Source organism: Bacteroidales bacterium (genome assembly GCA_029210725.1).
Classification (GTDB): Bacteria; Bacteroidota; Bacteroidia; order Bacteroidales.
This window is the reverse complement of record JARGFM010000018.1, coordinates 40,637-63,033: the sequence shown is the minus strand read 5'-3', so window position 1 is coordinate 63,033 and position 22,397 is coordinate 40,637. Positions and strand designations below refer to the sequence as shown.

At 49.8% G+C, this 22,397-nt stretch carries 17 protein-coding genes; 5 read left to right on the top strand and 12 right to left on the bottom strand.

Annotated features, from left to right (window positions below):
• Positions 1-19: 19 nt before the first annotated feature.
• The 3 genes from ilvB to rmuC form a co-directional block, all read right to left on the bottom strand.
• Positions 20-1,765 carry a biosynthetic-type acetolactate synthase large subunit gene (gene ilvB, locus P1P86_11310; GenBank protein MDF1575765.1) on the bottom strand — a complete coding sequence of 582 codons (1,746 nt, stop codon included), beginning with the start codon at positions 1,763-1,765 and terminating at the stop codon, positions 20-22.
• Between the two features lie 23 nt (positions 1,766-1,788).
• Positions 1,789-3,618 carry a dihydroxy-acid dehydratase gene (ilvD, locus tag P1P86_11305; GenBank protein ID MDF1575764.1) on the bottom strand — a complete coding sequence of 610 codons (1,830 nt, stop codon included), beginning with the start codon at positions 3,616-3,618 and terminating at the stop codon, positions 1,789-1,791.
• 226 nt (positions 3,619-3,844) lie between these two features.
• On the bottom strand, positions 3,845-5,191 hold the full coding sequence (rmuC, locus tag P1P86_11300) for a DNA recombination protein RmuC (GenBank protein ID MDF1575763.1): 1,347 nt from the start codon (positions 5,189-5,191) through the stop codon (positions 3,845-3,847).
• A 57-nt stretch (positions 5,192-5,248) separates the two neighbouring features.
• Here rmuC and P1P86_11295 point away from each other — a divergent pair, with 57 nt between their 5' ends.
• Complete coding sequence (locus P1P86_11295) at positions 5,249-5,881, top strand: rhomboid family intramembrane serine protease (GenBank protein ID MDF1575762.1); 633 nt, start codon at positions 5,249-5,251, stop codon at positions 5,879-5,881.
• Here P1P86_11295 and P1P86_11290 read toward each other — a convergent pair.
• Positions 5,857-6,402 carry a GNAT family protein gene (locus tag P1P86_11290; GenBank protein ID MDF1575761.1) on the bottom strand — a complete coding sequence of 182 codons (546 nt, stop codon included), beginning with the start codon at positions 6,400-6,402 and terminating at the stop codon, positions 5,857-5,859. The two genes, P1P86_11295 and P1P86_11290, sit on opposite strands and share 25 nt — an antisense overlap.
• A 70-nt stretch (positions 6,403-6,472) precedes the next feature.
• On the opposite strand from P1P86_11290, the gene P1P86_11285 reads away from it, so the two are divergent.
• Together P1P86_11285 and P1P86_11280 are read left to right on the top strand one after the other, a co-directional pair.
• Positions 6,473-7,087 carry an L-threonylcarbamoyladenylate synthase gene (locus P1P86_11285; protein MDF1575760.1) on the top strand — a complete coding sequence of 205 codons (615 nt, stop codon included), beginning with the start codon at positions 6,473-6,475 and terminating at the stop codon, positions 7,085-7,087.
• A gap of 87 nt (positions 7,088-7,174) precedes the next feature.
• Positions 7,175-7,648: a CoA-binding protein gene (locus P1P86_11280; protein ID MDF1575759.1), complete on the top strand. Its 474-nt coding sequence runs from the start codon at positions 7,175-7,177 to the stop codon at positions 7,646-7,648.
• A gap of 6 nt (positions 7,649-7,654) precedes the next feature.
• Here the strand turns inward: P1P86_11280 and P1P86_11275 are convergent, their stop codons facing one another.
• The 3 genes from P1P86_11275 to P1P86_11265 form a co-directional block, all read right to left on the bottom strand.
• Positions 7,655-9,103, bottom strand: coding sequence for a potassium transporter TrkG (locus P1P86_11275; protein MDF1575758.1), 1,449 nt, complete (start codon positions 9,101-9,103; stop codon positions 7,655-7,657).
• 6 nt (positions 9,104-9,109) lie between these two features.
• Positions 9,110-10,450 (bottom strand): Trk system potassium transporter TrkA, encoded by a 1,341-nt coding sequence (trkA, locus tag P1P86_11270; GenBank protein ID MDF1575757.1) that lies wholly within the window; start codon positions 10,448-10,450, stop codon positions 9,110-9,112.
• A 71-nt stretch (positions 10,451-10,521) separates the two neighbouring features.
• On the bottom strand, positions 10,522-12,645 hold the full coding sequence (locus P1P86_11265; protein MDF1575756.1) for a ComEC/Rec2 family competence protein: 2,124 nt from the start codon (positions 12,643-12,645) through the stop codon (positions 10,522-10,524).
• A 135-nt stretch (positions 12,646-12,780) separates the two neighbouring features.
• On the opposite strand from P1P86_11265, the gene P1P86_11260 reads away from it, so the two are divergent.
• The gene (locus tag P1P86_11260) at positions 12,781-13,788 is read left to right on the top strand and encodes a dihydroorotate dehydrogenase-like protein (GenBank protein MDF1575755.1); all 1,008 of its coding nucleotides are present in this window, start codon (positions 12,781-12,783) and stop codon (positions 13,786-13,788) included.
• A gap of 92 nt (positions 13,789-13,880) precedes the next feature.
• On the opposite strand, the gene def is transcribed toward P1P86_11260, so the two are convergent.
• From def to rho, 4 genes are all read right to left on the bottom strand, one after another.
• Positions 13,881-14,444 carry a peptide deformylase gene (def, locus tag P1P86_11255; GenBank protein MDF1575754.1) on the bottom strand — a complete coding sequence of 188 codons (564 nt, stop codon included), beginning with the start codon at positions 14,442-14,444 and terminating at the stop codon, positions 13,881-13,883.
• A 34-nt stretch (positions 14,445-14,478) separates the two neighbouring features.
• On the bottom strand, positions 14,479-14,904 hold the full coding sequence (gene ruvX, locus P1P86_11250; protein ID MDF1575753.1) for a Holliday junction resolvase RuvX: 426 nt from the start codon (positions 14,902-14,904) through the stop codon (positions 14,479-14,481).
• 188 nt (positions 14,905-15,092) lie between these two features.
• Positions 15,093-18,632, bottom strand: a complete 3,540-nt coding sequence (gene nifJ, locus P1P86_11245; GenBank protein MDF1575752.1) for a pyruvate:ferredoxin (flavodoxin) oxidoreductase — start codon at positions 18,630-18,632, stop codon at positions 15,093-15,095.
• A gap of 195 nt (positions 18,633-18,827) precedes the next feature.
• Positions 18,828-20,606: a transcription termination factor Rho gene (rho, locus tag P1P86_11240; protein MDF1575751.1), complete on the bottom strand. Its 1,779-nt coding sequence runs from the start codon at positions 20,604-20,606 to the stop codon at positions 18,828-18,830.
• 184 nt (positions 20,607-20,790) lie between these two features.
• On the opposite strand from rho, the gene P1P86_11235 reads away from it, so the two are divergent.
• A complete protein-coding gene (locus P1P86_11235) occupies positions 20,791-21,654 on the top strand; it encodes an RNA polymerase sigma factor RpoD/SigA (protein ID MDF1575750.1) in 864 nt (287 codons plus the stop codon).
• On the opposite strand, the gene P1P86_11230 is transcribed toward P1P86_11235, so the two are convergent.
• Positions 21,651-22,370 carry a DUF2807 domain-containing protein gene (locus P1P86_11230; protein ID MDF1575749.1) on the bottom strand — a complete coding sequence of 240 codons (720 nt, stop codon included), beginning with the start codon at positions 22,368-22,370 and terminating at the stop codon, positions 21,651-21,653. The genes P1P86_11235 and P1P86_11230 overlap by 4 nt on opposite strands.
• Positions 22,371-22,397 lie beyond the last annotated feature (27 nt).

Genomic DNA, 22,397 nt, shown 5'->3' with positions numbered 1-22,397 from the left:
TCGGGATCCACACAGGTGCTTACTCCAGCCGGATATCCGATACCGAAGCCCCGGCCGGAACCATGGGAAAGATGTTCCCCTCCTGCTTTACCAGAATCTCCAGGACACAGGGCCCTTCCCTGGCCAGCAGGTCATCCAGGGCCTTATCCAGATCCTTCCGTTCGGTGATTTTTTTGGCTGGAACGCCGAATCCCTCCGAAATCCTGGTGAAATCCGGATTGGTCAGCCCGGTACTGGCATAGCGCTTCTCGAAAAATAGTTCCTGCCACTGGCGTACCATTCCCAGATACTGGTTATTCAGCAGTATCATCTTCACGGGCAACTTATACTGTGCAATGGTTCCCAGTTCCTGGATGGTCATCTGGAAACCTCCATCGCCGGAAATAGAGACCACCGGACGGCCGGGCCGGGAAAAAGCCACCCCCATGGCAGCCGGAACCCCGAACCCCATGGTTCCCAGTCCGCCCGAACTAACCCACGAATTTTTTTCTTTATGCCTGTAGTATCTGGCTGCAGCCATCTGGTGCTGTCCCACATCGGTTACAACGATGGCCCTGCCATCGGTCTTCTCTGACAGCTTGTGGATCACCTCTCCCATATTCATCTGGCCCTCTGTGGGAAAACAGTCCTTTTGGATCACCTTCTCCCGTTCAAGGATTTCCAGTTCGCGGAACGACTCCAGCCATTCGGCATGTTCGGCCGGCTTGATCTTGGGAAGCAGCAGTTTTAGGGCCTGTCTGGCATCGGAATTGATGGCCACATCGGTCTGGATATTTTTATCAATCTCCGAACGGTCAATCTCAATATGAATCACCCTGGCCTGTTTGGCATAAGAACTCACACTTCCGGTCACCCGGTCGTCAAAACGCATCCCGATGGCTATCAGCACATCACACTTGTTGGTATTGATGTTAGGAGCATAATTTCCATGCATGCCCAGCATACCCACATGCAGAGGATGATCCTCCGGAAAAGCGGATATTCCGTTTAGTGTATGTGCTACAGGGATCCCCGCCTTCTCCACAAACTCCCTGAAAACCTTCTCAGCCCTGGAAATAGTTACCCCCTGTCCGCAGAGCACAAAGGGTTTTTCAGCAGCATTGATCAGCTCGGCAGCCGCATCAATAGCTTTTGGATCGGGCTGTGGTTTGGGAATATAGCTTCTGACCTGCTTTCGTTTCTTATAGTTATACTCCACCTCTTCCACCTGGGCGTTCTTGGTGATATCGATAAGCACGGGTCCGGGCCGCCCCGAATTGGCATAGAAGAAAGCCTTGGCCATCACATCACAAATCTCGTCGGCGCTGGTGATCTGGTAGTTCCATTTCGTGATTGGCATGGAAACACTGACCATGTCCGTTTCCTGGAAGGCATCCGAACCCAGCAGCGGCGCACTCACCTGACCGGTGATACAGACCAGGGGAGTGGAATCGAGCATGGCATCGGCCAGACCGGTCACCAGGTTGGTGGCACCGGGTCCCGATGTGGTAAAACACACCCCCGGTTTGCGGGAAATCCTGGCATATCCCTGGGCGGCATGCACAGCTCCCTGTTCATGCCTGACCATCACATGCTTCAGACGGTCCTCCACGTCATACAGGGCGTCATATACGGGCATAATGGCCCCTCCGATATAGCCGAAAGCGGTATCCACGCCCTCCTCCAGCAAAACTCTCACAAGGGCTTCCGCTCCGCTAATCTTTTGTATGGTCCTGCTCTCTCCGGCAGCCTTCTTTTTTGTTTCTGTTTCTGTTTCTGTTTCCATGCTCTTAAAATTTATATTTCTTATTAAGACTCATTTATTAACCTGATAGCTCCCTGGTCTGCCGATGATACCATACTGGCATAAGCTTTCAGGGCTTTGGATACACTTCGTTCCCTTTTTGGTTTCCATCCATCGGGATCCTGATCGGCCTCCTTCCTTCTCTGATCCAGCTCGGCATCGCCGAGCAGCAGGTCCATGGAGCGCGCCTTAATATCGATCCGGATCAGATCCCCGTCCCGGATCAGACCGATGACGCCTCCATCTGCCGCCTCCGGCGAAATGTGGCCAATGGAGAGACCCGAGGTCCCCCCGGAAAAACGGCCATCGGTTATCAGGGCACATTTCTCTCCCAGATGCCTGGATTTTATATAGGAGGTGGGATAGAGCATCTCCTGCATGCCGGGTCCTCCCTTTGGTCCCTCGTAACGGATAACCACCACATCTCCGGCTGCCACCCTGCCTTCAAGAATGGCATCACAGGCTTCATCCTGCGAATCGTAAACCCTGGCAGGACCCTCAAATTGTAATACCTTCCCGGAGACCCCAGCCGTCTTCACGATAGAGCCCTTCTCTGCAATATTCCCATACAGGACAGCCAGTCCGCCATCCTTGCTGTATGCATGTTCCTTGCTTCGGATACAGCCGGTCTCCCTGTCCAGGTCAAACTCGTCATAACGTGTATCCTGCGATCCCAAACTCAGGTTAAACCTGCCTCCCGGAGCAGCGGAATAGAGCTCTTCGTTCCGCTTACAGGGATCGTTGTTAATCAGATCGCAGCACTCCATGGCCTCGCCGAGGGTTCGTCCATCCACCCGGTACACATCCCGGTTGATCAGTCCGCCCCGGTCCAGTTCCGCCAGAATGCCCATGATCCCCCCGGCCCGGTTCACATCTTCCACGTGGTAGCTGGAGCTTGGTGCAACCTTACACAGCACGGGCGTATGACGCGAGAGGCGGTCAATATCTCTCATTCCGAAATTCACCCCGGCCTCATACGCAATAGCCAGAAGATGCAGGACCGTATTGGTGGATCCCCCCATGGCAATATCCAGGGTCATGGCATTTTCAAAGGCGGCGTAGGTTCCTATGGATCGAGGAAGCACCTTCTGCTTACCCTCCTCATAATAGCTGCGGGTATTCTCAATCAGTTGATGAGCCGCTCTGATAAAGAGGTTTTTACGTTCCACATGGGTGGCCACAATGGTTCCATTTCCGGGCAGGGCCAGTCCGATGGCCTCATTCAGACAGTTCATGGAATTGGCAGTGAACATTCCGGAACAGGATCCGCAGGTGGGACAGGCCAGCTTTTCGATGCGTGCGATCTTTTCATCACTGACCGCCGGATCGGCTGCCAAAACCATGGAATCGACCAGATCCAGAGCCGTATCGCCGTCTCGGCCAGCTTCCATGGGTCCGCCCGATACAAAAATCACAGGAATATTCAGTCTCATGGCTGCCATCAGCATGCCCGGCGTGATTTTATCACAGTTGGAAATACAGAAGAGGGCATCCACCTGGTGGGCATTGGCCATATATTCTATGCTGTCTGCAATCAGATCCCTGGAGGGAAGAGAGTAAAGCATCCCGTCATGTCCCATGGCAATACCGTCATCGATGGCAATGGTGTTAAATTCAGCCGCAAAATAGCCCGCCTCCTCGAAGATCTGCTTTACCTCCTGGCCGATATGATGCAGGTGAGTGTGACCAGGAACAAACTGGGTGAAGGAGTTGGCAATACCAAAGACAGGTTTTCCGAACTGACTCTCTTTCATCCCGTTGGCACGCCACAGGCTCCTCGCTCCTGCCATTCTGCGCCCCATGGTACTGGTAAAACTCCGGTATTGGATTTTCATGCCTTGCTCTTTTTAACTGTCCATTAAAAAAGCCATTCTCTGTCCTGAGAATGGCTTGGTATATTTTTATCTGTAAAATACCACTCTCAGGCCTCCCCTGGATCGATCACCAGCACGAGCACCACGAGCAGAATATGCAGAATGTTGTTTAGCATAGTTTTAAAACACCGTTCAAATATAAAGATAAAATCAATTCGCAAGCATAAAAGGCGGAAAAAATAACAATTTATTCAACTTCAGGGTATTCTTCTTCCGATTCGGAAGGAAGCTCCAGGACCTCTCTGGAGGCCGGGGTATCCAGGGTTTCCACAGTGCGCAGCTTCTTTTCCATTTGACTGGTCCGTGTGGTTTGCAGTCTGTCCAGCGTCCCGGTGGCCGTTTCCAATTGCTTCCGGACTTTCTTCAGGTGTTCTGAAAAAGTCACAAACTCCGCCTTAACCGCACCCAGCACCTTCCATACTTCGCTGCTTCTTTTCTGTACCGCCAGAGTGCGGAATCCCATCTGCAGGCTGTTCAGGAGGGCCGAAAGTGTAGTGGGACCGGTAACAGTGATCCGGTGGTTTCGCTGGAGGTTTTCAAAGAGTCCAGGGTGCCTTAACACCTCGGCATACAGGCTCTCAACAGGCAGGAACATGATCCCGAAGTCTGTGGTATGGGGAGGATCCAGGTATTTTTCACTGATTTCTTTAGCAAATCCCTCCACCGATTTGATCAGTATCTTCTGTGCTGCTTCGATCTGTTCGGTGTTCCCCTGGTCATAGGCTGCAAGCAATAACTCGAAGGTTTCGATGGGGAATTTTGAATCCACCGGCAACCAGACTTCCTCATCGGAACTCTTCCCGGGCAGTTTAATGGCAAACTCCACATGAGCCTGGCTCCCTTTTTTGGTAGCCACATTCAGGCTGTACTGCTCGGGGGTAAGGATCTGTTCCAGGATATTGCCCAGCTGGTATTCACCCAGGACTCCCCTGGTCTTTACATTCGACAGCACCTTTTTCAGGTCCCCCACTCCGGAGGCAATGGTCTGCATCTCTCCGAGTCCCTTATGAACCTGCTCCAGCCTTTCACTCACCTGTTTAAAAGACTCGCCAAGCCTCTTTTCCAGGGTTGTCTGCAGCTTCTCATCAACCGTAAGGCGCATCTCTGTGAGTTGCCTGGCATTGTCATCCCGTATACTTGTAAGTTGCTTTTCAATGGTCTCCTGGATCCCCTTCATATGATCGGTAGCCAGCTTATTGTTATCGATCTGTTGTTTGTTGAAATCCCCGAACTTCTGACGGATCAGCTCATTCAGCTCCCTGATATTGGAAGCAAACTTCTCCTCGAAAGACTGAAGGGCCCGGGTCAGCTCTTCCCGGTTGGCCTTGGCACTCTCCTGACTCTCCCGGCGGTTCCTTTCAAATTCATCCTTCACGGTCCTCTCACTCTTTTCGAGTACGGTCTGGAACTTCAGGATGGATTTTTCCACCTCCTTCAGCTGGGCCCCGGAATCATGCGATTTCCTGTTTATTAAAGCGAATACCACGTTCACAATGGCAAGCATTACCAGTATTCCCAGCAAAATGTCAGTCATATTTTCCGGTTTTATCCTTTAAAGATAACACAATCGGAAAAAAGATATCTTTGTTATATGTCGGAAGAGAAGAAACGGTTTATCTACAGCCTTGTGTTTCCCGGATTCTTCCTGCTTTTGCTTTGGGCTGTAAAATTCTTCGAGGTCAGTATGGAACTCGATTTCGCCGGGGGCGGTGTCTATCCAAGAAGATGGAGCGGGCTGCAGGGCATCCTTTTTTCACCCCTGATCCATGGAAACTGGAAACACCTGATTGATAACTCCATGCCTGCATTTCTGCTGAGCCTGGCACTTTTCTACTTCTATCGCGATATTGCCTACATGATCTGGTTGCTGATCTATCTGATTGGCGGCATTCTACTGTGGGGGGTGGGCAGGGAGGCCTATCATATTGGTGCCTCGGGCCTGATATACGGGCTGGCAGCATTTCTCTTTCTGAGCGGCATCATCCGGCGGGTCAGAAGCCTGACCGCCATCTCGCTGCTGGTGGTATTCTGGTATGGCAGCATGGTCTGGGGCCTTTTGCCTTTTGATTTTGAGGTCTCCTTTGAGGCCCATATCACAGGAGCCGTTTCCGGGGTGCTCCTGGCCATCCTCTATCGCGGGCAGGGACCCGTGCCTGAAAAAACCATGCTGGAAGAGGAGGAGGATCCCCTGGAACAGAGTCAGGAAGATGAAGCTTCCCACTGATCTTTAAGCAGGGCATAGAGATGCTCATCCAGTAGTTTTCCCTCTTTCATCACCGCCTTCCGGTGAACGGCTTCCTGCCTGAACCCGTTTTTTTCCAGCACCCGCATGGATGAGAGATTATTTTCGAAAATACAGGCAAATAGCCTGAGCCAGGAACGCCGGGTAAATGCAAATTCCACCATGGCCGCCACGGCCTCCGACATAATCCCCTTTCCCCAGTGCCGCTCCGAAAGCCAGTATCCGATCTCCCCGTTATAACGATACACATCTTTCAGTCCGTGCAGACCGATTCCTCCTGCTGCCTCTCCAGCCACTTCAATAGCCAGGATCACGTCCTCCCTGTTTTCCCCTGCCATTTTAAGCCAGTTCTTCGCGTCCTGCAGGGTATAGGGACAGGGAAAGCCATCCCGCAGGTTCGAAGCAACCCGGGGATTATTGGCATGTTTTACCAGGGACCGGGCATCATCGGGATGCCAGGGCCTGAGGGCAAATCCGTTCAGGTCAAAAACAGGCAGGTGCATTTACCTAAAATACAAAACCCGCTCCATATATGCGGTTATTATATTATTTTTACGCGATTTATCGCAAAGGATGCTGCTGAAATTATATGAAAAGAGCCCGGATCAAAGGCAGATCAATAAGATTGTGGAACTGCTCCGGAACGGGGGGGTGATCATTTATCCCACCGATACCGTCTATGGCATGGGCTGCGATATAACCAGGGCCAGGGCCGTCGAAAGGGTGGCCAGGATCAAGGGGATCAAAGCGGAGAAGGCCAACTTTTCCTTTATCTGTTCCGATCTGAGTCACCTGTCCGATTTTGCCCGGCAGGTGGACAACCGGACCTTTAAACTGATGAAATCCTACCTGCCCGGTCCCTTTACCTTCATTCTGACTGCCAGCACACAGGTTCCCAAATCCATCAAGCAGAAACGGAAAACCGTTGGAATCCGGGTTCCGGATAATAACATTATCCTGGAGATCGTCCGGCAACTGGGCAATCCCATCCTGACCACCTCCCTGAAGGAGGACGACCAGATCCTGGAGTACCCCACCGATCCTGAACTTATCTTCGAAGAATACCGCGACCTGGTGGATGCGGTTATAGACGGAGGATACGGAGGCATGGTTCCCTCCACCATCGTCGATTGCAGCGGAGATGAACCTGAAGTAATCAGGCAAGGACTTGGTGAAATTGAATTGTAGATTTATCAAAATAAGCCTCGGATCTCTCCCGGCGGGTTTTCATTTTCAGTTCCTCTGTATTAACTTGCAGAAATAAAGGATCACGATATGAAAGATACCATACAGGCATTTCTGGATTCGGGCAAAGTAGCCATTGCAGGAGCCTCACCGAAGAAAGACAATTTTGGCTTGTCACTGATGACCGAACTGGGAAAACTGGGAAAAAAGGTCTACCCGGTAAACCCTCTTTACAAGGAAATTAATGGAAACACATGTTTCTCTTCTGTCAGGGACCTTCCTGAGGAGGTGGAGAGTCTGATCCTGGCCGTCCCTCCCCGCTTATGCGAAGAGATCTCAGAACATTGTATTGATTCAGGAATAAAAAGAGTCTGGATGGTTCGCGGGGTTGGGAAAGGGGCTTACTCCGAAAAGGCCCATAAGATTTTTAACGAAAACCAGATAGAGGTGGTATACGGCTTCTGTCCCCTGATGTTTTACGGTGGGGGCATGCACAAGTTCCATCTGTGGCTCAGGAAAACCTTCGGGACATTGCCCGGCGAATACCAGCTTTCCCAAAATTAATCCCGCTTACCTTCTCCAGAACATGGGGGAGAAAAGCACCAGGACTGTAAAGAGTTCCAGCCTGCCTACCAGCATCAGGAAAGAGAGGAACCATTTGCCCGCCACGTGGATTTCAGAATAATTCAGGGCAGGCCCCACCTGGCCAATTCCGGGACCTATATTTCCCAGGGTGGCTGCCACTGCACCAATGGAGGTATTCAGATCGTTCCCCAGGATGGACATGATGAGCATGGAGATCAATGCAATGATGCCGTAAAAGGTCATAAAGGCCAGTACGCTGGTCACCACCGGATCCTCCACGGCTGTTTTATTCAGTCTGACTGGAATGACTGCGTTGGGATGTATCATACGCTTTAACTCCTGGGTGGAGTTTTTCAGCATAACAACGATCCTCATAATCTTAGGGCCACCCCCCGTGGAGCCGGCAGAGCCCCCGAAAAACATCAGGATAAAGATACTGACTACGAGCCAGGGAGCCCAGAGCTGGTAGTCATCTGTGGAATACCCCGTAGTAGTGATAATCGAAACTACCTGGAAAATGGCCTTCCTGAATGCCAGTTCGAATCCGCTTCCGTTGGAGAAGAAGAGTCCAAGGGTAACCAGCAGGGTAAATCCTCCAATAAAACCCAGGTACCATCTAAACTCCTCATTCTTCCAGATTTTCCGGAACTGTCCGTGCATTCCGAAATAGGCCAGGGTAAAATTGGTTCCCGCCAGGAACATAAATATTGTTATGACATAGTGGATATAGGGAGAATTCCAGTAAGCAATACTATCCTGTTTGGTAGAGTATCCCCCAGTGGCCATGGTAGTCAGGGAATGACAGACAGCATCATACAGATCCATCTCACCGGCCCAGAGCAACATAGTCTCCAGAAAAGTAAAAACCAGGTAAATTAGCCAAAGCCGCTTGGCCGTATCTTTTACATGAGGATGCAGTTTATCAGGGGTGGGACTGGGTACCTCTGCCGAAAATAACTGCATGCCGCCAATCCCGAGGAAAGGGAGCAGTAGCAGGGTCAGCAGGATAATTCCCATTCCTCCAAGCCATTGTATCAGGCTTCTCCAGAATAGAACTGCATGTGAGAGCTCTTCTATGTTATTCAGGATGGAAGCCCCGGTGGTGGTAAAACCCGAAATGGTTTCAAAGAAAGCATTGCTCAGACCGGGGATGGACCCGGTTAGCAGGAAGGGAAGCGTTCCGAAAAGAGAAAAGAGAATCCAGGCCCCGGTAACAATCACGTACCCATCCCTGCGGTTAACCACCAGTTCCGCTCTCCTCACAGGCAGAAAGCCGGACAAACCGAAGATCACCGTAATGGCTCCGGAAAGCAGGAACTGAAGAAAATCTTTCTCTCCGAAGTACAGGGAGATAGGAATTGCCAGCCACATAAAAAATCCCTCGGTGATCAAAATCACACCCAGGATCCGGACAATGGTTCTGGGATTCAGCATCCTTCGTTAGTTGAAAAACTTGCCAATGGTATGGATCACTCCCGGCAAAGCAAAAACCACCACCCGGTCGTAAGGTTTAATATGGGTTTCCCCATGGGCGATAAAGGCTTTTTTTCCCCGGATCACCCCTCCGATAATGGCCTCCTTATGAAAGTGAATATCCTTCAGTTTTCCCGCCGTGGCAGGAGCATCAGGTTTTACTACAAACTCCAACACCTCCGCTGCGGTACCCGTAAGACACTTGATGCTCGAAACCTCTTCGCTCATGGTAAAACGGAAAATCCGGCTGGCAGTGATCAGTTTTTTATTTATGATGGTATCCACCCCGATATTCTCGGCCAGATGGATATAGTCCATATTCTCCACCTCGGCAATGGTTCTTTTAACTCCCATATGCTTGGCCAGCAGGCAGGAGAGTATATTGGTCTCCGAGTTCCCCGTCACAGCCACAAAGGCATCCATCTTCTCCAGCCCTTCCTGCCTTAACAGCTCCATATCGGTGCCATCGCCATGGATGACCAGGGTATTGTTCAGCAGATTGGAAAGGGCATAACTGCGCTGCCTGTCCTTTTCGATAAGTTTCACATAGTGTTGCTTCCCCAGGGCATCGGCGGTTTTTCTTCCAATCCGGCTGCCCCCCAGGATCATGATATCCCGGACTTCAAACTGCTTCTTCCCCGAGTATTTATAGAGCTGCTTCAGTCCCGTTCTGCTGCTGATCACATAAACCAGGTCACCCTCTTCGAAGCGGTCATCGCCCGAGGGCACGATGGTTTGCCCCTTCCGTGTAATGGCCACAGCCCTGTATTCCAGGCTTTCATTGCCCGGGGCAATTTCCCTCAGGGATTTGTTGATAATCGGGGCATCTTTATCCAGTCTGATCACATACATATGCAGTTTCCCTCCCCCGAATTCCACCACCTCCGTACTTCCGGTCTCCGAAAGTAAACCCACGATCTCCCGGGCAGCAATTTTTTCCGGGTAGATCATATAATCCACTCCCAGGTTTTCGAAGATCTCTTTGTTGGCAGGAAGGAGATATTCCTGATTATCAATTCTGGCTATGGTTTTCTTGGCCCCGAGCCTCTTACAAAGTATGGAACAGTTAATATTCACATCTTCCGAGGAGGTGACACTGATCAGCAGATCGGCTTTCCCGATCTTTGCTTCTTTTAACTGGGCTATGGAGTTGGCATTCCCTTCAATGGTCAGTACATCCAGGGTACTGCCAATGGTCTTCAGACGATCGCCATCGTTATCGATCACAATCAGGTCGTGTTCCTCATTACTGAGCATCTTGGCCAGATGTGTTCCGACTTCGCCAGCTCCGGCAATTACAATACGCATAAATCTATAAAAAAACTACACAACAAAATAACAGATAATTGTCCAATAGTACACATGGACAGCCCTTTTTTTTACCATCTTTTCACGTAGGCTCCCGAGCGATCTGTCAAATAGCTCCCATCCCAGCCGGCATCCAATCTGTCTTTATACCAGCTACGGTTCGATCCATCGATCACCAGGTCTGTTTGATCCCTCCACGGGACTTCCTGCAGACTGCCAGGCTCAGGTTCACCCGAAAGCAGGATAAAACAGGGAGTGAAAGTCAGAGCGTTCGCCGAATCGCCAAATGCAGATCCCCACCTGTTTTCCTCCAGGCCCTGGCCAAACACGAGACCGGAACATAAATCATTTCCCAACAACCAGAGTCCTTCCGCAAGCCAGACACAGCCGGAAATCCGCTCAGAGAAACTCCCTGCCTCCTCCGGCGCATACAGTTGTTTCTGATACCTCCTCCTGCTCCAGCATCCATCACTGTAAGCTTTCATATAATCCCTGGAGCTGCTGTCCCTGTACCAGCAGTACTGGTCAAGTGCCCTCCCCTGCCGGAAAATGATCATGGAGGCCCCTCTGAAATGGGTGATGATCAGTTCGGAAGAATGCTGGCATTTCAAGGAGGAAGTGGAGCTCCAAATCAGGGATACAGATATCAGCAATAAAATCAGGTAAGGGGGGATCCGCCTGTTGCCATGGAGGAAGGTGGCAAGCAACAGCAGAATCAGGAGCCCGACAGAGAGACTTAGCAGATCCATCTGTAGTCCGTCCGGTAAAGCACCCGGAAGGGTGGAAATCTGATCCATCAACCCGTTCATCAGGCGGGCCAGCCCTACCAGCAGAAAATTGAAAAAATCCTCCAGGATACCTGCAGATATAAAAGGTACAGAGCAGACAAAGACAGAAATCAATACACTGAGCAGGGGGATTGCAATCAAACTGGTCAATAAGGAATAGAGGGGCAGCTGATGGAAGTAATAGATGACCAGGGGAGCTGTGCTTAACTGGGCCGCCAGACTCACTGAGGCAGCTTCCCATATCTTTCGGAGCAGCCGGTTTTTAATCCGGGTCAGGTTCTTCAACAGCGGGAAAAAGCTTACAATTCCCGTTATGGCACAGTAGGACAGCTGGAAACCAACATCCAGAAGCCGGACAGGCTGGATCAGCACCAGTAGAAAAGCCGACACAAATACCACGTTCAATGGATGGATTCGCTTACCCAGGATCCTGCCGGCAGAAAAAAAGGAAAACATGCATACAGCTCTGCTGACAGAAGAGGAGAACCCGGTCACAAAGGCGTAGAACCAAAGTAGTCCCAGTATGGCCACAGTTTTCTGTTTCTCACTCCTGAAAAGCAGGTACATCCAGGCTGTCATATACTGCAAGACCCACCAGATAAGCCCCACATGCAATCCCGACACCGCGAGCAGGTGCATTCCCCCTGCAGCGGTATAAACCTGGCGCAGTTCATCGGTCAGCGACGAACGATCGCCCAGGCAGACAGCCTTCAGCAGAGAGATTTCCTCCGTGTCCCCGTGCCAGTGTCCGGTTATCCTTTTTCGAATCAGGGAGGAAGAAAGGCGCCTTTGATCCCCTTCTATCCTCCTGTTGCAGACATCCGACTCCTCTCCGGTGGAGATATAGAAGCGGTACCAGCAATTTCTCCTGCTCATCAGAGATTTATAGTCGAATTCGCCCGGGTTCCCGTTGTTTTGTATAGCTGCCAGTTTTCCTGAAAACTGCCAGATCTCTCCGGCATCCGGGATCAGGGAGTCGGCCTGAATCCTGAAATAAGCCCGGAGATGAGTGTGCACCCTGAACCGGGAATCGCCTGAAACAAGCAGATGAACCTCCAGATCAAAGCTGTGCGCCTGAGGTCCGGGTATTGGAGCTCCGCTGACTTCACCCCTAACAAGCACTCGTTCATCAATGGGAAAACCGGGGTCTGCAGGCTTTGAAAGCATCGCATTCCCCCAACCCAGGACAAAGATAAGCAGGAAGAGAAGGGCCGGAAGAAGCCAGGGATGCGAGCTTGTCCTGCTTCCCTGACGGAAGTACAAAAAGAGGGCCAATGTCCAGATAATAAGAGACATAATGAGCACTCTCCATGGGAGGATCGATGTAAAACAGGCTGTTCCACATACCACTCCCCCGAAAAAGGGAACAAGGGCGCGTAACACGGGCAGTTTTCGCAAATCGTACATGATGCCCCGAAAGGTCCTTTACCGGATTCATGCAGGGAATTGAAAAATATCTGCTTTTCTTTCCATTTAAGTGAACCTTTCCCATATGTTGGTAGTTTTATATACTAGATTTATATAAACGATAATCTTTTTCAAATGGCAACACTGACAACAAAACACATGGGAGTCACCCTGAAGAACCCTCTGATCCTGGGTGCATGTAATCTCTCAAATAACCTCGAAAAACTGAAAGAGGCAGAAAAGGCAGGAGTCGCAGCAGTGGTATACCGCTCCCTGTTTGAAGAGCAGATTCAGTTAGAAGACAACGAACTTAGCAATCAGCTGGAAGCCTACGATGAACGTCATGCTGAAATGATCAGCCTCTTTCCGAGAATTGAACACGGGGGTCCCAAAGAGCATATATATAACCTGAAACAGATAGTGGACGCACTCTCCATTCCGGTTTTTGCCAGCCTGAATGCTGTCTACAAAGAATCATGGGTAGAGTATGCCAAATTGCTCGAAGAGACAGGAGTTGCTGGACTGGAACTGAATTTTTTCTCCGTACCCCGCGATTTTGACAAATCGGGACATGATGTCATTCTTCAGCAGATTGAGGTCCTGAAAGCAGTAAAAGCCGCAGTGAAGGTCCCGGTGAGCGTTAAGCTGAGTCCCTTCTATACCAATGTACTTAAGACCATTAAGGATATGGACGAAGCAGGTGCAGACGCCTTTATTCTTTTTAACAGGCTTTTTGAACCGGATATCGATGTGGAAGCTGAGAAACATGTTTCTCCCTGGAACTTAAGTACACACAGCGACCACCGTCTGTCTATCCGTTATGTCGGACTTACACACGGAAACCTGAATGCCAGCGTTGCAGCGAACAACGGGATCTATGAAGGAATCGATATTGTTAAGATGATCCTGGCCGGCGCCAGCGCCGTGGAGGCCGTCAGTACCTTCTACCACCACGGGGTGGGACATGCCGCAGAGATGTTACAGGAGCTGGAAGAGTGGATGGATCGCAAAGAATATGATTCCATCGAAGCATTCAGAGGTACGCTGAGCTCAAAAGCCATCAACGATCCTTTTGTCTATAAGCGCGCCCAGTACATCGATTTGCTCCTGAAATCTGAAGAGCATTTTAACGCCGTGATATAAAAACCACCCTGTACAAGACAGTTAGCGAAGGAGGGCGTCCACAGGGGCAGCCCTCTTTCGTTTGTGCTTAGCTGCAATTAAAGTGGCTGTATTTACTTTTTCGGATAGACCATCCGGTAATCGCAATCGGCGCGCCCGTGACTGATGGCGTTCAGACGGGCCGACAGTAATTTGCGGCGAAGGGGACTGATCCGGTCCACAAACAACTTTCCTTCCAGGTGATCATACTCGTGCTGGATGACCCTGGCCCGGATCCCGTCGTACTCCTCCTCCTTCAGGTTCCAGTTCTCATCATAGTACTCAATGCGAACATAACTGGGGCGGGTAACATCTTCCCGAATATTTGGAAGACTCAGACAGCCCTCTTCGGAAGTCCGGGGATCGCCCCACTCTTCCAGAATATAGGGATTGATAAAAACCTTCTTGAATTCAGCGAGTTCCAGTTCCTTGGCGGCATCAGCCACGGGAGAAGTATCGACAACAAAAATCCTCATTGATTTACCAACCTGGGGCGCTGCCAGTCCAATCCCGTCACTGGCTCGCATGGTTTCAAACATATCTGCAATCAACTGATCCAGTTCCTTATAATCTTCAGGAATCTCCGGTGCAATTTTCCGAAGCACCGACATTCCGTAAACATATACCGGTAATACCATTTCCTATCTAAGTCCTTTTAACAAAAAAAAACACTTAATGACGCATATTGTTCCTTCTTTCCAGAAAAGATTGCAGAATAAGGGCAGCACTCACCCTGTCCACATTCCCCTTTACCCTCCTGTCAGATTTTTTCATCCCTCCGGAGATCATTGCGTCCATGGCCATTTTTGAGGTAAAACGCTCATCCATGTAAGCCACCGGGATCTCCTTAAAGCGCTTTTTAAAAGCTGCCACGAAAAAACGTATCTCCTTCATGGACTCCGATTCGCTATGATCCATCTGCCGGGGATGGCCCACCACAAGCAGCTCCACATGCTCCTTCTCCAGGTAAGCCTGCAGGAAATGCATCAAAGCATGTGTAGGTACTGTCTCCATGGGGGAAGCAATCATTTGTCCCGGATCGGTAACTGCCACTCCAGTCCGCCTGGTCCCGTAATCGATAGCAACTATCCTTCCCAATACCCCCGTTTTTGCTGCAAAGTTAGTAAACTTCGGGATAATGCCCCGAAGGGATATTTAAGGAGAAAAAAACGAAAGTATGCCAGGTACCATTCGAAAAGAAAGACCATAACCCGGCCGCAAATTATAAACCGCCCGGTTGCCCGGACGGTTTAATTATCTGATTGATCCTTCGGATGTTCACTAAACTATACCTTTGGTGCAAAATCCAGGCTGGCCATGCGCACATAGCTGTCATATCGCCACTTGGCATTGGTCTCTGCCGATTTAAACAATACAGCGGCTTCTTCCGGGAATGCCTTCTGCAGAGAGGTATAGCGTACTTCCGATTTCAGGAATCCCTGGAACTGGTCCCACTGGGGTTCCTTGGAATCCAGTAAAAATGGATTCTTGCCTTCCTCTTCCAGAACCGGGTTGTAGCGATAGAGATGCCAGTAGCCACTATCAACAGCAGATTTTCCCTGGGACTGAGTCTTACCCATGCCTGAACGCAGCCCGTGATTGATACAGGGAGAGTAAGCAATAATGAGTGAGGGACCGGGATAAGCTTCCGCTTCTCTGATTGCTTTCAGGTACTGACTCTGGCTGGCGCCCATGGATACCTGTGCCACATAAACATAACCGTAGGTCATGGCCATCATTCCCAGGTCCTTCTTACGGATTTTCTTTCCGGAAGCGGCAAACTTGGCCACGGCACCCACCGGGGTAGCCTTGGAGGCCTGTCCACCCGTGTTGGAGTAAACCTCGGTATCCATGACCAGGATATTCACATCCTCCCCGGAGGCGATCACATGATCCAGGCCCCCGAATCCGATGTCATAAGCCCAACCGTCACCACCAAAGATCCAAATAGATTTCTTCACCAGGTACTGCTTCAGACACTTGATTTCTTCAGCAATGGCATGTGACTCATTATCCAGAGCGGTCAGCAGATTTGCTGATGCTTCCTTGGATGCGTCCATGTTTTCCATGGAATCGATCCATGCAGTGAAGGCCTCTTTTGTAGCGGGCTTCACTTCGTCCATCGCAGCAATCATCTTATTCTTGATCCGATCCCGGTTCTTATTCACACCCGTAGCCAATCCGAATCCATACTCGGCATTGTCCTCGAAGAGCGAGTTGGCCCAGGCAGGGCCCTGTCCGTTCTCATTGGCACAGTAAGGAGTGGAAGGTGCGGAGCCTCCATAAATGGAGGAGCAACCTGTGGCATTGGCCACGATCATCTGGTCTCCGTACAGCTGGGTTATCAACTTGATATAAGGAGTCTCCCCGCAGCCTGCACAGGCTCCCGAGAATTCGAAAAGGGGCTGGGCGAACTGGCTGTTCTTCACGGTCTGCTTCTTATCCACCAGGGTATCCTTATAGGAAATCTCCTTAATCAGGTGATCCCATTGGGGAACTTCATCCATCTGAGTTTCCAGCGGCTTCATTTCCAAAGCTTTGGTTTTGGACGGACAAACGTCGGCACAGTTTCCGCAACCGGTACAATCAAGTACCGATACCTGGATCTTGAATTGCAGACCTGCAAATGCCTTTCCGGTGGCCTTTATCGTTTCAACTCCCCCGGGTAGTGCCCTGGCCTCCTCCTCGTCGATGAGGAAGGGACGGATGGCAGCATGGGGACAAACATAGGCGCACTGGTTACACTGGATGCAGTTGTCGGCGATCCATTCGGGTACGTTCACTGCGATACCGCGCTTCTCATATTGAGAAGTCCCTGCAGGGAAGGTCCCATCTTCACGGCCAGTAAAAGCACTTACAGGAAGATCATCACCAGCCAGATTATTGATGGGCTGAACGACCTCTCTTACAAAATCGGGAATTTCAATTCCATCAGCCTTATTCGCATCAGCTCCCAGCTTGCTCCAGGCAGGATCTACCTCAATTCTGGTAACATCTCCTCCCTTATCAACGGCGGCAAAGTTCATCTTCACCACCTCCTCGCCCTTGCGGCCGAAACTCTTGATGATAAACTTGCGCATTTCTTCAACCGCATGGTCATAAGGAATTATATTAGCAATCTTAAAAAAGGCCGATTGCATGATGGTGTTGGTGCGGTTACCCAGCCCAATCTCCTGGGCCAGTTTGGTGGCATTGATGACATAGAAATTGATATGGTGCTCTGCCATATATTTTTTCATCTTGTTGGGAAGATGCTTGATGGTTTCTTCTTCACTCCAGATGGAGTTCAGCAGAAAGGTCCCTCCTTCTTTCAGTCCCTTCAGCATATCATACTTATCCAGGTAAGCAGGCACATGACAGGCAACAAAGTCGGGAGTGACCACCAGGTAAGGGGAACGGATGGGACTGTCACCAAAGCGCAGGTGCGAAGTGGTGATCCCCCCTGATTTTTTTGAATCATAGGCGAAATAGGCCTGGCAATACTTGTCGGTCGATTCACCAATGATCATGATGGAGTTCTTATTGGCACCCACGGTACCATCGGAACCCAGTCCGTAGAATTTCCCTTCAAATGTTCCTTTAGCTCCCAGTGAGATTTCGGGAAGAAGTGGCAGGGAAGTGAAAGTCACATCATCAACAATACCTACTGTAAAACCATTCTTGGGTTCTGCCATCTTCAGATTCTCATAAACAGAGATCATCATGGCAGGAGTGGTATCCTTGGACGAGAGACCGTAACGGCCACCCACGATTACAGGAGCATTTTCTTTACCGTAAAATAGTTCCTTAACATCCAGGTAAAGAGGTTCACCATTAGCTCCAAGCTCCTTGGTGCGGTCCAGTACAGCAATACGCTTCACAGACTTGGGAAGTACATCCATAAAGTACTTGGCTGAGAAAGGTCTGTAAAGATGAACAACAAGAAGGCCTACCTTTTCACCTTTGGAATTCAGGTGATCTACAACTTCCTTCAGGGTCTCAGTTACTGAGCCCATGGCAATCACAATATTCTCGGCATCGTTGGCCCCGTAATAGGTAAAAGGCTTGTATTCACGACCTGTCAGTTTGCTGATCTCTTTCATGTATTCAGCCACCTGGTCAGGAATTCCGGTATAAAACTTATTAATGGCTTCCCTGGTCTGGAAGTAGATATCAGGATTCTGAGCCAGTCCGCGGGTCACGGGATGTTCCGGATTCAGTGCATTGTCTCTGAATGCTTTCAGCGCATCCATGTCCAGCAAGCTGGCCAGGGCATCCTGATCCGGTGCTTCAACCTTCTGGATTTCATGGGAAGTACGGAAACCATCAAAGAAGTGAAGGAAAGGAATCCTTGTTTTGATGGAAGTCAGGTGAGCTACTGCAGCCAGATCCATGACCTCCTGTACACTGCCCGTTGCCAACATGGCAAATCCAGTCTGGCGTGTCGTCATTACATCACTATGGTCTCCAAAGATTGAGAGTGCCTGAGCGGCAAGACTCCTTGCCGAAACGTGGAAAACTGCAGGGAGCAGTTCCCCGGAAATTTTGTACATGTTGGGGATCATTAACAGAAGTCCCTGGGATGCAGTAAATGTGGTGGTGAGAGCACCGCTCTGCAAGGATCCGTGAACAGCTCCGGAAGCACCAGCCTCCGACTGCATTTCAGCCACCTTAACGGTCTCTCCGAAAATGTTCTTTCTGCCATTTGCCGACCACTCGTCCACATGTTCTGCCATGTTGGAGGAAGGAGTGATGGGATAGATGGCAGCCACCTCACTGAACATGTAGGCAATATGCGCTGCGGCATAATTACCATCACAGGTCATAAAATTCTTCTTTTTTGCCATATTATTTTTACTTAAATATTTATATTACAACAAGTTAACTATTTGCATTGAAGTCTCCCAAAATTAATAAATTAGGCTTAATTTCTATCCTAAGCCCGTAATATAAAATCATTTCAAATAACTCCCGGGAAATGTATCTGCAAACAAAAAAGTGACGGGGATGCCGTCACTTTTTTTTAAAATTATATGAGTGGATCAGCCACTGTTCATGGAGATCAAAAACTCCTCGTTGGAAACCGTTTTGCTTATCCGGTCACGCAGGAACTCCATGGCCTCCACCGAATTCATATCGGAGAGATAATTTCTCAGGATCCATATCTTGTCAAGCATGGGCTTGTCAAGCAGCAGGTCTTCGCGACGGGTACTCGATGGATTGACATCCACAGAAGGGTATACCCGCTTGTTGGAGAGCTTCCTGTCAAGCTGAAGCTCCATATTTCCGGTTCCCTTAAACTCTTCAAAGATCACCTCATCCATTTTGGACCCGGTCTCTGTGAGAGCCGTGGCAAGAATGGTCAGGGAGCCTCCGTCCTCAATGTTTCTGGCTGCACCAAAGAAACGTTTCGGCTTGTGCAGTGCATTGGCATCCACACCCCCGGAGAGTACTTTGCCGGATGCTGGTGAGATGGTATTGTAGGCCCTTGCAAGACGAGTGATGGAATCCAGCAGGATGACCACATCATGCCCGCACTCCACCATCCGTTTGGCCTTCTCCAGTACAATATTGGCAATCCTTACGTGCCTTTCCGCCGGCTCATCAAAGGTGGATGAGATCACCTCGGCATTCACGTTCCTGGCCATATCTGTCACCTCCTCGGGCCGTTCATCAATCAGCAGTACGATCATATAAACTTCAGGATGGTTGGCTGCAATAGCATTAGCTATATCCTTCAGCAACACGGTCTTACCTGTTTTGGGCTGTGCGACAATTAAACCGCGCTGCCCTTTCCCGATGGGAGCAAACATGTCCACCACCCTCACCGAAAGATTGTGCTGTCCCTGACCAACCAGAGTGAATTTCTCCTCTGGAAACAGTGGGGTCAGATAATCAAAAGGTACACGATCGCGAATAAAATCAGGACTTCGTCCGTTGATCGACTCCACCTTTATCAAAGGGAAGTATTTTTCGCCCTCTTTGGGGGGACGGATAGTCCCTGTAACATTATCCCCTGTTTTCAAACCAAAAAGCTTGATCTGGCTCTGGGAGACATATATATCATCGGGAGAGTTCAGGTAGTTATAGTCGGACGAACGGAGGAATCCGTAACCGTCAGGCATAATCTCAAGCACCCCCGAATTGGTGATCAAACCTTCGAAATCGTATTTATCAACCTCGCGCTTCTTCTGGGTCCGCTGATCGCGCTGATCACTCCGCTCACCATGTTCGCGCTGATCACTCCGCTCACCACGTTCCCTTTGATCATTGCGTTCAGGGCGATCCCCACTTTCCCGTTGTTCGTTGCGTTCAGGGCGATCCCCACTTTCCCGTTGTTCGTTGCGTTCATTTCGATTGCCCCGGTCGCGAAAATCGCGGCGTCCCCCCTCTTTCTTGAAAGATTTGTCTTCCTGGGAAGAGTGCTGGGCTTCCTTCTGCTCTTTCTGAGCGTCGGGCCTGGGTGCAGATTCAGAAGTTCTGGCTCCTGTTGGTTCAGGGACTGCTTCAGGCTCCTTCCTCTTCTCCTTCTTAGGCCTTCCCGGCCGTTTTTTTAACTGGGAGACAGGCTGCTCTGAAGATTTAGCCTCGTTTTCTTTCTGGGGGCTCTCTTTCCTGGAGTCATCTCTCCTGGAGCCTTCTTTCCTGGGGATCTCCTTCTTCACTGATTTACTTTCTGATACCACGATGGCCTGGGTATCCAGAATTTTATAAATCAGATCCTGCTTCTTAAACGATTCGACTCGCCTAATTTTCAGTTCTTTCGCAATATCGCGCAATTCAGCCAGGAGCTTTTTATTCAGTTCAAGTATATCGTACATATAATTTGAGATAATTAAATAATAATCCTGTTAGGATATGTTAAATCAAGATAAATTGGAATTTAATCAGAATGGAACCTGTGTTCGTCAGAATGGAATTCACTGCAATATTAATAGAAAAATGGTGAACTACCAAAAAATATATTTATATTCAAACAGATTTAATACCTCTGTAGATGGGCGTATGAGACAACTCAAAATTATCAAGCAGGTCACAAACAGGGAGACTCCTTCGCTTGACAAGTACTTGCATGAGATTGGAAAGGTGGATCTTATTACCGCGGAAGAGGAGGTGGAGCTTGCACGCAGGATTCGCAAGGGAGACGGTCCGGCCATGGAGAAACTTATCAAAGCCAACCTGCGTTTTGTGGTATCCGTATCCAAACAGTATCAGAATCAGGGATTAAGCCTGCCCGACCTCATTAACGAAGGGAATCTTGGACTGATCAAAGCTGCTCAGCGCTTTGATGAGACGCGGGGTTTTAAATTCATCAGTTATGCCGTATGGTGGATCAGGCAATCGATCCTCCAGGCCCTGGCAGAACAGGCCCGCATTGTCCGCCTTCCGCTAAATAAGATTGGGTCCATCAATAAGATTAACAAAACTTTTGCAGAACTGGAGCAGAAATTTGAGAGGGAACCCACCATTATGGAAATAGCCGAGGCCCTTGAGCTTGCACCTGAAGATGTGAAGGAGGCCATCCGCAGTTCCGGAAGGCACGTTTCCATGGATGCTCCGCTTCAGGACGGAGAGGATGGTAACATGTACGATGTATTGCTCAACGGGGAGACTCCCTCGCCCGACCGGGGACTGCTTAACGATTCACTCCGAAAGGAAATTGAGCGGGCCCTCAGCACACTTACCTACAGGGAAGCCAGCATAATCAGGCTTTACTTTGGCCTCAACGGCAAACACCCGCATACTCTGGAAGAGATCGGAGAAGAGTTCAATCTGACCAGGGAACGGGTCCGTCAGATAAAGGAAAAAGCTATCAAGCGCCTGAAACATACCACCAGGAGCAAAATCCTCAAAAGCTATCTGGGTTAATTCCTGATAATATCCCCTGCGCTGGAGCTGTGGGAATGTATCACGCTGGCATCCCCTTTGTAATAAATATTTCCTGCACTTGAAGCATTCATGGAGATTTCTTCCGTGGCATGGACCCGGGCATCGCCTGCACTGGAGACGACCACATCCACCCTGGCGGCAATCAGGTCAAAGGCATTCAGGTCGCCGGCACTGCTCAGACTAACATTCAGTAAATCAGCACTTCCCGAAAGACAGGCATCTCCGCTTGAACTAATATCCAGGTTTATCTCGTGGGCATCCACCTCCAGGCTCAGATCACCGGCACTACTGATGGAAAGCCGGAGATCCTCGCAAAGAAAGGGGGTCTGACCCACACAATCACCTGCGCTGCTGATCTTTAACTCGATTAATTCAGGAAGGCTGATATGAACCTTCTTGGATTTGGCATTCCGGATATTCACCCGGTCCGTCTTCACAACCAGCATATTTCCCTCCCGTTCTGTCAGGATCACATCCTGGAGGTTTTCATCGGCCTCCACACTTATTTCAAAATTGCTTCCCTGGCTCAGGAAAACATCGATTCCCGAGCTCACATGCACCCCTGTAAAACCAGTGATATCGCGGGTATCCGTAATCACCCGGCCATTGCCGGATATACTCTCGTTCCATCCATCAATAACACAGGAGGAGAGTGCCATTAGAATTGCAAGACTAAGAAAAGCTGTTTTTTTCATTTTTAAGAGATTTGAAATTTTTAAAGA